The sequence below is a fragment of the Bacillus toyonensis BCT-7112 genome (assembly GCF_000496285.1).
In the GTDB taxonomy this organism is placed as follows: domain Bacteria; phylum Bacillota; class Bacilli; order Bacillales; family Bacillaceae_G; genus Bacillus_A; species Bacillus_A toyonensis.
Window position 1 is genome coordinate 3,337,883 of record NC_022781.1, and the last position, 12,118, is coordinate 3,350,000.

The window sequence follows — 12,118 nt, forward strand, 5'->3', positions numbered from 1 at the left end:
GCACGAGAGCTATCTTTGAAAAGAGATAGCTCTTTTTTGTATATATTTTCTTCTATTAGCGGAATCTAACTAAAAACTTATTGAAAAGGAAGTTAGGTGGGGGAATTGTTAGAGTTAGAAGGTAACTTGTTTGAAGTTATGGAGAAAATAAGAGATGAGTTAGGTTCACCTAATGATTTAACAATTAGAGAAGTTGCTCTTGCTGGCAGTTTAACGCGCTGCGCTGTTATTTTTTTATGTGGGTTAACAGATAAGGATAATGTTTATAAATATGTAGTTCGTACGCTTCAATATGAAGAAATACAAAAAGCAGCAGCTATTGTTCAAACGTTATTGGATCGCTTTATTTCTATCGCAGAAGTCGGTATGAAAACAACATTTCCAGATATTATAAATGCGATTTTAGCGGGAGATACAGTTATATTAATTGATAATATTCAAACGGCTATTGTTGTTAACAGTAGAGCTTGGGAGAAAAGAAGTCTAGAGCCTCCAGTGACAGAAGATTTAATACGTGGACCAAGAGTTGGGTTAAATGAAGATATTAATGTAAATAAAATGTTAATTCGCCGTGGTTTACGTGATCCGAAGTTACGGTTTCAATCTTATATTATGGGGAAACGATCGCAGAAAGAAGTAACCTTAGTATATATAGAAGATATTATTAACCCGTATATTGTAAAAGAACTAGATCGGCGTCTTCAATCCATAGTGACAGATGTCATTTTTGAGACGGGAACGATTGAGCAATTAATTCAAGATAATAATTTGTCACCCTTTCCGCAGTTTTTAAATACGGAAAGGCCTGATAATATTGTGGCTTCATTAGCGAAAGGAAAGGCGGCTATTTTGGTGGATGGATCACCGTTTGCTCTTATAGCTCCACTTGTATTTGTTGATATTTTTCAATCTGTCGAAGATCATTATGAGCGCTGGGTGATTGGAACGTTATTGAGAGTTTTACGGATGGTTTCTGGTATAATGGCAGTTTTGCTACCAGCTATGTATGTAGCACTTGTATCATATCATCAAGGGCTTATCCCATCTAAACTAGCTTATTCTATTGCGGGAGCCAGAGAAGGGGTACCATTTCCGGCATATATTGAAACATTAATGATGGCATTAACGATGGAGTTAATACGAGAAGCGGGAATTAGATTGCCAAAACCGATGGGACAAACAATTGGGATTGTAGGCGGTCTTGTAATTGGGGAAGCGGCGGTGAATGCAGGAATTGTAAACCCGTTCTTAGTTATTATTATTGCAGTTACTGCAATTGCTACATTTTCACTGCCTGTATATAGCATTACAATTACGTTTCGCATTTTACTTTTTGTTTTTGTATTAGCAGCAACTGCTTTTGGATTGTACGGAATCATTTTAGCTCTTATTTCACTTGCGATTCATATTACGAATTTAAAGAGTGTTGGTATTCCTTATACAACGCCTATTGCTCCTGCATTTTATAAAGATTGGAAAGAAGAACTTATTCGTATGCCAAAATCGATGTTGAAAGAGAGACCGGAATATTTACAAACAAAAGATTCTACAATACGTCCAAAGGAGCGAAAATAATTGAAACCATTTGAGTATGGCGATGAAGAGATTGGATCTCGGGAAATTGGGTTTGCGGTATCGTCAACCATTATTGGTATAGGGGCATTGTCTATGCCGAGAGATATTGCTGATCAAACTTTATTTTCGGACGGTTGGATTATTTTACTTTTGGGTGGATTGATATGTGCGGTTTTAGGTTGGTTTGTAACGAGGGTAGCTATTTTATTCCCAAAACAAAACTTTGTTCAATATACGAGTGCGCATTTGACGAAACCTGTTGCATACACAATTAGTAGCATCTTAGTATTAACATTTGCAGCTTTGACAGCATATGAATCGCGAATGATTGCGGTTATTTCACAAACATATTTATTTAGTGATACACCAATACAGCTATTGTCTTTCTTCTTCTTATTGGTTGTTATTTATGGAGTAGCTGGATCGAGAGCGGCTTTATTAAGGTTAAATGTTCTATTCTTGCCAATTGTTTTAATTGCGATAGTGCTTCTTTCTTTATTGAATGTGAACTTAATGGAAATAGATAATTTACTACCGGCTTTTCAAACGAATGTCAGTCAATATGCTGTAGGAGTTAAAAATTCTATTTTTACATTCATCGGATTTGAGGTAGCTCTGTTTTATGCTGTGTTGTTGAACGATAAGACAGCGAAAAAAGCGCCAATGGCAGTTGCAAAAGCGGTGATGGTGAACGTATTGTCATACATTTTAATTTATGTAACTTGTATTAGTGTTTTTACATATATGACAACACGTGGATTGACATATCCAACAATTGAACTAGGAAAAGAAATTGAAATTGGTGGAGGGTTTTTAGAAAGATTTGATGCAATTTTTTTTACTACTTGGATTATTACTATTTATAACACGACAGCAATGTATTATGACGTCGCATCTTTATTATTTTGTGCTATGTTTCCAAAAGTGAAGAAACATATTTTCATTTTTGTGAGTGCCCCGATTATTTTTATGGTGAATATGATACCTAGTAATTTGAAGGAATTGTCAAGTTATGGGACTTATTTAGCTTGGATAGATATGGGGTTTGTCGTGTTAGCGCCTTTGTTAGTTTTTATTGTATATAAAATAAAAAGAAGGAATGGTAAAAATGAAACACCTTCTTAAAATAATAATGGTTATGGTTTTAGCTGGATCTATAAGTGGGTGCTCTGAGTTAGAAGAAATAGAAGAAAGAGGATTTGTAGTAGGTGCAGCTTACGATATTGTAAAGGCAAAGAAAGCAAATCCAATTATGAAAGGGACGTATCAGATGGTACTCCCCAGTAAATTGTCGCAACAAGGTGGACAAGGTGATGGAGATGGCGAAAATTATATTAATGTTAGTGCGAAAGCAGATAGTGTCTTTGAGCAAATCCGAATTATCGCCAAAAAAATTAGTCGTTCATTATTCTTTCCGCATATACAAGTGATTATTTTTTCTAAAGATTTACTAGCGAATCCATATGTTTTGCAAAATACGTTAGATGTATATATTCGCGATCATGAAATGAGAAGGAATATTCGTTTGTTCGTTTCTAAGCAAAATGCAGAAGCTATTTTAAAGCAGAGTGCCAAGCCTGAAAATTTGCCAGCGCAGTATATCGATATGTTAGCTGAACATCCTCCGAAAAATGCCCAAATGATTGAGGCTGCAAGAATTGGTGAAGTCCAGGAAAAGATGATTTCCAATCGGAGTTTTGTATTACCTATTCTCGAACTAACAAAACAAGGGGTACAAATGAACGGGGCAGCGCTGTTTCGCGGGAAGGATAATAAGTGTGTAGGTATTTTGGGGGGGGAAGAAACATTAGGGATGAATTATATAATAGGTAAAAAAATTGGAGGTTTTTTTACCATTCGTAAAAAGGATCAACTTATTACATATGAAATTCATAAGCTGCGTCGGAAAATTAAAGTATCTACAACGAATGCTACAAAACCAAAATTTGATATTCACATATCTCTGGAAGGGACATTGGCGGAGTTGCACTTTAGTGATCATAAAAAGGTGTTGAATGAAAAGCGTTTAGAGAAGGATATTTCGGAGGAAATGGAGAAACGCATCCAAAAATCGATTAAGCTTGTTCAAAAAAAATATAAGGTAGATGTATTAGAATTAGGGGAAGTGTATAAGAGACATAATTATAAAGAGTGGAAAAAAATAAGTAAGAATTGGGATCAAGGTCAGAATTATTTTAGTGATGCTGAAATTACTGTTCATGTTCATCCGATAATTGAACATTCAGGCTCAGCTTTACCGAAGAGAGTGAAATAAGGTGATGAAAGTTGTTTACTGGATTAGGAATTAGTTGCACGATATTAATGGCGGTTCTTCCGGGAACCATATACTTCATCCATAAAAAACTCACAACGTATGGGGCGCAGCCGTGGAAAGAAAAAAAGAAACCTGAATGATTTTCAGGTTTCTTTCGCGCAAAGCATATGTGGAGGGGGATACCTTCTATGTATGCTTTGTTTTTCTCCCGCGTTAATGGGCAGTAAGACTTTTACCTAAAAAATTCGGTGGGAACAAGATGTTAGATAGGAAGTCAACTACCCGTACACGCCTGATTAGTGAGGGCGTGTACAAGCCCCTAATGAGTAAAGTTTCACTTTATACAAGCCCTAACCAATGTACCAATTGTGTAGAGAGGAATGTAACAACAATGGCGATAACGGTAGGGATTGCAAACGATAAGAATGTCCATTTTGCACTTTTTGTTTCTTTATATATGTTAACTAGTGTCGTTCCGCACGGGAAATGAAGAAGGGAGAACAACATTGTGTTTAACGCTGTTAACCAAGTCCAACCGTTTTCTAAGAATAGATTTTTAATCTGATTAAAATCATCTATTTCAGTTAAAGATCCAGTTGATAAGTAAGACATTAATAAAATCGGAATAACAATTTCATTAGCTGGTAGTCCAAGAATGAATGCAGCTAGAATAAAGCCGTCAAGTCCTAACATTTTAGCGAATGGATCTAGGAAGTTTACAAAATACATAAGCAGGCTTGTGTCACCGATGAAAATATTAGCGAGTAACCAAGTTAATGCAGCCGCAGGAGCAGCTACAACTATAGCTCGTTTTAAAACATAGATGGATTTATCGAGTGTTGCACGTACAATTGTATTCCAAATTTTTGGCTTACGGTACGGTGGTAACTCAAGTGTGTAGTGAGTTGGAACGCCTTTTAAAGCTGTTTTCGATAGTACCCAAGAAACGGTTAACGTCATAATAACACCAATTACAACCATTCCAACTACAACGCCAGCGGTAACAAATGTTTGCATACTACCTGTATAACCAGCAGCCATAAATAGTGAAGCCATTAAAATTAACGTAGGCCAGCGACCGTTACATGGAACGAAGTTGTTTGTTAAGATAGCAAGCATACGTTCACGTGGCGATTCGATAATACGCGTTGACATAATAGCAGCTGCATTACAACCGAATCCCATTGCCATTGTTAAAGATTGTTTACCATGAGCACCAGATCGCTTAAATAAACGATCCATATTAAACGCAACACGTGGTAAGTATCCGTAGTTTTCTAATAGTGCGAACATAGGGAAAAAGATTGCCATAGGTGGTAACATAACGCTAATAACAGCACCGATACCACGGAATAAACCAAGTATTAAAATACCATGTAACCATTCAGGTGAATGCATTGCTTGGAACCAAGATGTTAAATATCCTTCGACCCATCCAAAGAACTCAGCAATCATATCAGATGGTACGTTAGCGCCTGCAATTGTAAGATAAAAGATAATAGATAAAATGCCTAGCATAATTGGAAATCCCCAAATTGGAGATGTGAAAATTTTATCTAGTTTTTCAGAACGATACAATTTATCAGTATTTGTATATTGAACAGATTCTTTACATATGCTTGCAGATGTTCGGTAAATATCTCCGACAATATCATCTCGTATATCTTCTTTTGATAGTGTTTGTGCATGTTGAATAATATAGTCCAATGGAAGAGCTTTACTGGCTGAGTGAGATTCCATTTATTACGACCTCCCTTACAAGTGGTTCATTATGGTGTTTTTGAAGTGTAGTTAAGAAATTTTTATCCCCATCTAATATACGTAACGCAATCCAGCGTGCTGGGTACACATCACCGAACACTTTATAAATTTGTGGTTCTAATTCCTGAATCATATTTTCGATTTTTTCGCTGTAAGTAATTTTAATTGGTGTTGGAATTATTTTTTTATTTGCTACTTTAGCGATGACATTTAGTAAATGCCCGATACCAATTCGGTTTCGAGCTGAAATCTTTACTACCGGTACACCGAGTGATGTTGCTAATTTCTTTTCATCAATAACGATGCCTTTTTTCTCAGCTTCATCAATTAAGTTAATACAAATAACTACGTTGCTCGTCATTTCCATCACTTGGAGTGCTAAATTTAAATTTCTCTCCATAGCAGTTCCGTCTATAACAACTACAGTGACTTCTGGCTTTTCAAAGATAATATAATCTCTCGCCACTTCTTCATCCGCAGAATTTGAATATAGTGAGTAAGTTCCAGGTAAATCTATTAATGTATATTTATTTCCGTTATGTTCATATTCCCCTTCGGCCTTTAAAACAGTTTTTCCCGTCCAGTTTCCAGTATGTTGTTTTAAGCCTGTTAAAGTATTAAATAATGTACTTTTCCCGGTATTCGGGTTGCCAGCTAAAGCAATACGGTGGTTGCTCATCTGAAATCATCTCCTATTAATACCCCGAAAATAAGGGAGCTTTCTTCTTTACGCAGTGCAATAGTTGTATTGCTTACTTGATAAGCGACCGGATCTCCAAGTGGACTGCGCTGTAATACTTTAATCGTTGCCCCAGGGATAAACCCTAGATCTAATAAACGTCGTTTCATAGTTCCTTCTAATTGTATCTTCTCAATTTGTACAAACTCTCCTGTTTTAAATGCAGAAAGTGGTCTTGTATTAGCCGATACCATAAAAGTTACCTCATCTCTATATTGTTAGTTTAAGTTTAAAAAGTTTCCTTAGGTAAACTTTTTGCTACTAATATAGTAGACTACATTGAATGATGCTGTCAATTAGTACTTTAAAAATATTCAATTATTTTTAGAATTGTTCCAATTTATTTAGTTGTACTAAAAAAAAATACTGAAATTCTGTTTAATGTAAATAAAATGAGATTGTAAAAGTTAAAAATATAGTGGATTTGTAAATGTATTTTTAACTAAAAGGTGAAAAGAAAGAAAAACATTTACATTGAGTTTACATTATTAAGAATAAATTTACATTACAGCTCGTTTAGTGTGGATTTTGTTGGGTTCTGTAACTACAAATGTTGGGATTCCTAGCTTTTTAGGATTATTATCGCCATTTACTTAAAATTAAAAATTGCTTAACACTCACATAATATTGTTGTCCTACAATGAATTTGTGTTCGAAAAAAGTAGACGAATGTGAAAAGTGATAATCCAAATGGGGGTACAAGACATGGTTATGAAAAAGGGTATTAAATTTTCTTTAGCAGCTTTAGTGGTAGCAGGAGCATTAGTTGGATGTGGGAAAGCAGAAGATACAGCTAGTAAAGATAATGCTAAAGGAAGCGATAATGCAAAACAAGAATTGTCAGGTACGATTGCAGCTGCAGGTTCTACAGCGCTTCAACCTCTTGCAGAGGAAGCTGGAAAGAAATTCATGGAGAAAAATTCAAAAGTTTCTATTCAAGTTCAAGGTGGCGGTAGTGGAACAGGGATTAACCAAGTAGCATCTGGTGCAGTACAAATTGGTAATTCGGATGTTCCATCTGGAGATAAAATAAAAGATGCTGATAAAGCAAAAGAATTAGTAGATAACAAAGTTGCGGGTATCGCATTCGCGCTTGTCGTAAATAAAGATGTAAAAGTTGATAACTTAACAGTACAACAAGTACAAGATATCTTCACTGGAAAAGTAACGAATTGGAAAGAGGTTGGCGGGAAAGACGAAAAAATCAACGTAATTAACCGTCCAGCTTCATCTGGTACACGTGCTACTTTTGAAAAGACAGTGATGAAAGACGCGAAAATTAATGATGGAACTGGTACGACACAAGATTCTAATGGTGCTGTAGAGCAAGCGATTAACTCTACTCCAGGTTCAGTGAGTTACTTAGCAATGTCTTACATGGTTGGTGAGAAAAAAGGCGCGCTACAAACGGTTAAAATTGATGGATCTGAACCAAAAGTTGAGAACATCGCTACTGGTAAATATCCATTCTGGTCTTACGAGTACATGGTAACAAAAGGTGAGGCAAAAGAAGCAACAAAAGCTTACATTGACTATGTAAAAGGTAAAGATTTCGAAAAGCAAGTAGAAGATATGGGTTACATTCCGATGTCTAAATTAAATAAGTAATAAAATTTATGGGGCTGGCTGCAAGGTCAGTCCTGTTCATTTCAATTTATGAAGTGGGGTCTGTCCTGTGATGAAGGGGAAAAAACAAATAAATTACGTAAAGAGTGAATATATAGGAAGATCACTCGTTACGTTTTGTGGTATTTTTATTGTTTTAGTTACATTAGCTATTATTGCGTTTATTTGTGGTAAAGGAATTCAATCTTTTACGCAAAGTGGTATCTCATTTACTGAGGTATTAACATCGACAAAATGGAATCCGAATGCTGACGAAGGAACCTTCGGAGCTGTAATTTTTATTATAGGTTCAACATTGGTTTCGATAGGTGCAGTTATTATTAGTGCGCCAATTGCTATAGCTCTTGCTATATTCATGAATTTAATTTCGCCGAAGTTCGGAAATAAAGTATTGAAGCCTGTTTTAGAACTATTAGTTGGTATTCCTTCAGTTGTATACGGATTATTAGGGGTTACGATTTTAGTGCCACTATTACGTGATTCGTTTGGAGGAGTGGGCTTTAGTTTAATTGCGGGTATTATTGTCCTAAGTATTATGATATTACCTACTATTGCTAGTATCGCTTCTGATGCAATACGCTCTGTTCCATTTGATTATTTAGAAGCTTCTTATGGTCTAGGATCAACGAAATGGCAAGCGATTAGTCGAGTGATTGTTCCTGCTGCAAAACAGGGGATTTTAACAGGTATAGTTTTAGGATTAGCGCGTGCTTTTGGTGAAGCGTTAGCGGTTCAAATGGTAATCGGGAACACGATTAAATTACCAGAAGGAATATATAGTCCAACAGCAACGTTAACGGGTATTCTGACAATGGATATGACGAATACATTGAACGGAACGGCTTGGAACAATGCGCTATGGACATTAGCGATGATTTTGCTTGTTATTTCATTCCTGTTTATTTTAGTAATTCGAGCGATTGGTCAAAGAGGTGAGCGATAATAATGAATGCAAGAACGGTAAATAAAGTTTGGACAGGTATCTTTTATGCGGTTGCGGCTTTAGTTGTAGCTTTACTAGTGTTCTTAGTGTTTGAAATTTTACAAAAGGGATGGGGATTTTGGGATCCTAATTTCTTGTTTGGAGAACCAAGCAATACAAGAGCTGGTGGTGGGATTGGTCCGCAGTTATTCAATTCCTTCTATATGCTTGTTATAACGCTTATTATATCTATTCCTCTTGGATTAGGTGCTGGAATATATTTAGCGGAGTATGCAAAACAAGGTCGATTTTTAAGTTTTGTTCGTTTATGTATTGAAACAATGGCGTCTTTACCTTCTATTGTTGTTGGTTTATTCGGTTTGTTAGTGTTCGTTACAATGACAGGCTGGGGATACACGGTAATGGGTGGTGCTTTAGCTTTAACTATTTTAAACTTACCAGGTTTAACGCGTGTTTGTGAAAATGCGATTTCAGAAGTTCCTCATAATGTAAAAGAGGCGAGTCTTGGATTAGGTGCGACAAAGTGGCAAACGATCGCGCGTATTATTATCCCGTCGTCATTACCGCAAATTATTACAGGTGTTATTTTAGCGGCTGGCCGTATATTTGGTGAAGCAGCGGCATTAATTTACACAGCGGGTTTAACATCTCCAATTTTAAATTCAGCAGCGGACTTCTCAAGTCCTGCGCATCCTTTAAATCCATTTAGACCAGCTGAAACGTTAGCGGTTCATATTTGGAAGTTGAATTCTGAAGGGATTATCCCGGATGCGAAGTTGATTGCGACAAAATCTGCAGCTGTATTAATTATTATGGTATTACTATTCAATGTTATTTCACGCTTGATAGCATCTGTATTGCATAAGCGTTTTACAGGAACGAAAAGAAAAAGTAAAACGACGAAGAAGGTAAAAGCGGCATAAGTTATAAAGAAGAACTCTCTATTTATAAGTAGGGGGTTCTTTTTGTATTTTAATATAGAAGAAATGGATATAAAGGGGGGAGTAAAAGACCTTCAAATAACGAATATCTTATTGTAGACTTTGGTCAACCTATAGAGCGATATGCGCAAAAGAAGGATGGATTATATGGGTAGGTAAAGAAACGGCGTTATCTTCATTCGTGAAGATAACGCCTTTTTACTTTAAATATCAGGTGTTTCTGTAGAAGTACTGATTTTTCTGCGTGAACGTCTTTTTCTACCGATTTTATCCAGTAATTCGTACATAACAGGAACGACTACTAATGTAAGAACAGTTGAAACTGCCAAACCGCCGATTACAACAACTGCCAAACTTTTTGATACCATACTCCCTGCTTGAGATTGACCGAATAGGAGAGGAAGCATAGCAACGATTGTTGTTACAGCTGTCATAATAATTGGACGAAGTCTCGTGGACCCAGCTTCTAGTAAGGCGTCCCTTGTTTCCATGCCATTTTCTCGATTTTGTTGCACTCTTTCTATTAATACAATTGCATTTGTGACGACAATCCCAATTAACATTAATGCGCCAATTAAAGAATTTATATCGACAGGTGTTCTTGAAATGATTAATCCTAAAATACCACCGACAGCAGCTAATGGTAAGGAGAATAAAATTGCAAAAGGAGCACGCGCTTGCCCAAAGGTGATAACCATAATTAAATATACAATCCCAATTGCAATCCCCATGATTTTGAATAAATCTGTGAAGTTCTCTTGCATAGATTCAGTGGCGCCGGCGATATTTACTTTTGCTCCACTAGGTAAATCTAAGTTGGTTATCGCATTGTTTACTTCTGCGCTTACTTTACTTAAATCTTCACTTGAGGCTTCAGCAGTAATTTGAATTGTTTCTTTTCCGTCTTTATGGAAAATTTCTGTTTGAAGTTGTTTTTCTGAAATAGTTGCAATGTCCTTTAAAGGAATTGGTCCGTTAATAGGTGACAGTATGTTTGCGTTTAAAATATCTGTTTGTTTATTAATATTTTCTTTTTTGTGCTCTATCATAATAGTAGTTTTTTCATTGTTAATTGAAATTTCACCAATAGGCGATTTCTTCATAAGGAATGCTACTTGTTGTGCTGCTAATTCTGGGGTTAAACCTAATTGTTCGGCTTTTGTTTGATCAATATGAATTTGCCATTCTTTCTTAGAGTCTTCTAAATTCGTTTTTACTTTAGAGAGAGCATCCATACTCTTTAGTTTTGTTTCGACGATGTTAGCGGCTTTTTTTAGATTCGTTTCGTTAGTAGCAGTTACGTTAAATTGTAAATTGTTACCCCCACCAGAGCTTGAATAACTCGTTTTTATATAATCAAGTTCGGCAGGTTCAAAAGATTTATGATCTTTCTTTAAGTCTTTAATATATTGGTCGATATTAGACCCCTTTTTGAAGACTACAAATATACTGGCAAGATTATTTTTAGTCGTTTGCCCCCATTGTGCATCTTCTGCGCTAGATCCCATTCGTAAAATAACATCTGTTACATCAGGATTAGAGAGTAGTTTCTTTTCGAAGTCAAAGGCTTTTTGTTTTTGAGATTCAGAATTATAATCAGCTGGAAACGTCATATTAACGGATAACATTGTATCATCTTCGGACTTTATGTTCGATTTTGGTAGTAATATATATGCAGCGATTGATCCCGCAAATAATAAAAATGAAGTTAGTAGAATAATAAATTTATGAGAAAGAGCCCACTTTAATGTAGCTACATATCGTGGTGAAGAGCTCGGCTTGCGATGCTTTGTTTTTTTGAGTAGTAAAAAAGCCATAAGTGGAACAACTGTTAATGCGACGATTAAAGAAGAAAGGATTGAATATACAACTGCTAATACCATAGGTAACATTAATTTTCCGATTACTCCTGATACGAGGCCGATAGGTAAAAAAACAGCGACCGTTGTTAAAGTAGAAGAAGTGATTGCGACGGCAACCTCTTTCGTTGCATCGATAATAATATCTTTAGAGAAAGGTTCCTTTTGTAAACGGCGAAAAATATTTTCAATGACAACGATACTATCATCGACGAGACGTCCAACTGCAACTGCTAAGCCACCGAGAGTTAAAATGTTAAGTGTGATGTTAGATTGGTGTAGTAAAAAGAGTGTTAATAAAATAGATAATGGAATACTGACAACAGCGATGAGTGTCGTTCGGAAGTTACGCAAAAAGATTAAGATAATTAGAGTAGCGGCGATTGCGCCAAGGATTAC

General features: G+C 36.0%; 10 protein-coding genes (1 of these 10 only partly in view). 6 read left to right on the top strand and 4 right to left on the bottom strand.

Annotated features, from left to right (window positions below):
- Window positions 1–96: 96 nt before the first annotated feature.
- From gerLA to BTOYO_RS17015, 3 genes are read left to right on the top strand one after another with little or no spacing between them, the layout of a single operon-like run.
- Window positions 97–1,575, top strand: coding sequence for a spore germination protein GerLA (gene gerLA, locus BTOYO_RS17005; RefSeq protein WP_002037989.1), 1,479 nt, complete (start codon window positions 97–99; stop codon window positions 1,573–1,575).
- The gene (gene gerLB, locus BTOYO_RS17010; RefSeq protein ID WP_000801988.1) at window positions 1,576–2,700 is read left to right on the top strand and encodes a spore germination protein GerLB; all 1,125 of its coding nucleotides are present in this window, start codon (window positions 1,576–1,578) and stop codon (window positions 2,698–2,700) included.
- Entirely contained in the window at window positions 2,684–3,850 is a 1,167-nt protein-coding gene (locus BTOYO_RS17015) for a Ger(x)C family spore germination protein (protein WP_000681643.1), read from the top strand. Before gerLB ends, BTOYO_RS17015 begins: the two co-directional genes overlap by 17 nt.
- Window positions 3,851–4,189: 339 nt before the next feature.
- Here BTOYO_RS17015 and BTOYO_RS17020 read toward each other — a convergent pair whose 3' ends face one another.
- The 3 genes from BTOYO_RS17020 to BTOYO_RS17030 are packed head-to-tail and all read right to left on the bottom strand — an operon-like array spanning window position 4,190 to window position 6,544.
- A complete protein-coding gene (locus BTOYO_RS17020; protein WP_000443614.1) occupies window positions 4,190–5,590 on the bottom strand; it encodes a nucleoside recognition domain-containing protein in 1,401 nt (466 codons plus the stop codon).
- Window positions 5,568–6,290: a FeoB small GTPase domain-containing protein gene (locus tag BTOYO_RS17025; protein WP_000064958.1), complete on the bottom strand. Its 723-nt coding sequence runs from the start codon at window positions 6,288–6,290 to the stop codon at window positions 5,568–5,570. Before BTOYO_RS17025 ends, BTOYO_RS17020 begins: the two co-directional genes overlap by 23 nt.
- Complete coding sequence (locus BTOYO_RS17030; RefSeq protein ID WP_000252995.1) at window positions 6,287–6,544, bottom strand: FeoA family protein; 258 nt, start codon at window positions 6,542–6,544, stop codon at window positions 6,287–6,289. Before BTOYO_RS17030 ends, BTOYO_RS17025 begins: the two co-directional genes overlap by 4 nt.
- A gap of 511 nt (window positions 6,545–7,055) precedes the next feature.
- On the opposite strand from BTOYO_RS17030, the gene BTOYO_RS17035 reads away from it, so the two are divergent.
- The 3 genes from BTOYO_RS17035 (at window position 7,056) to pstA (ending at window position 9,842) form a co-directional block, all read left to right on the top strand.
- On the top strand, window positions 7,056–7,958 hold the full coding sequence (locus BTOYO_RS17035; RefSeq protein ID WP_000245101.1) for a phosphate ABC transporter substrate-binding protein PstS family protein: 903 nt from the start codon (window positions 7,056–7,058) through the stop codon (window positions 7,956–7,958).
- Window positions 7,959–8,028: 70 nt separating this feature from the next.
- Entirely contained in the window at window positions 8,029–8,919 is an 891-nt protein-coding gene (gene pstC / locus BTOYO_RS17040) for a phosphate ABC transporter permease subunit PstC (protein WP_000676684.1), read from the top strand.
- Window positions 8,920–8,921: 2 nt separating this feature from the next.
- Complete coding sequence (pstA, locus tag BTOYO_RS17045; RefSeq protein WP_000994143.1) at window positions 8,922–9,842, top strand: phosphate ABC transporter permease PstA; 921 nt, start codon at window positions 8,922–8,924, stop codon at window positions 9,840–9,842.
- Window positions 9,843–10,063: 221 nt separating this feature from the next.
- On the opposite strand, the gene BTOYO_RS17050 is transcribed toward pstA, so the two are convergent.
- Window positions 10,064–12,118 carry the 3' portion of an efflux RND transporter permease subunit gene (locus BTOYO_RS17050; protein ID WP_000375557.1) on the bottom strand. The gene runs 990 nt beyond the window's last position, so 2,055 of the gene's 3,045 nt are visible here — the last part of the coding sequence; the start codon falls outside the window, past its right edge; the stop codon is at window positions 10,064–10,066.

Bases quoted from the DNA above. Each gene is read 5' to 3' on its own strand.
- pstA (WP_000994143.1), top strand. From the start codon at position 8,922: ATGAATGCAAGAACGGTAAATAAAGTTTGGACAGGTATCTTTTATGCG.
- pstC (WP_000676684.1), top strand. From the start codon at position 8,029: ATGAAGGGGAAAAAACAAATAAATTACGTAAAGAGTGAATATATAGGA.
- BTOYO_RS17030 (WP_000252995.1), bottom strand. From the start codon at position 6,544: ATGGTATCGGCTAATACAAGACCACTTTCTGCATTTAAAACAGGAGAG.
- BTOYO_RS17020 (WP_000443614.1), bottom strand. From the start codon at position 5,590: ATGGAATCTCACTCAGCCAGTAAAGCTCTTCCATTGGACTATATTATT.
- BTOYO_RS17025 (WP_000064958.1), bottom strand. From the start codon at position 6,290: ATGAGCAACCACCGTATTGCTTTAGCTGGCAACCCGAATACCGGGAAA.
- BTOYO_RS17015 (WP_000681643.1), top strand. From the start codon at position 2,684: ATGAAACACCTTCTTAAAATAATAATGGTTATGGTTTTAGCTGGATCT.
- BTOYO_RS17035 (WP_000245101.1), top strand. From the start codon at position 7,056: ATGGTTATGAAAAAGGGTATTAAATTTTCTTTAGCAGCTTTAGTGGTA.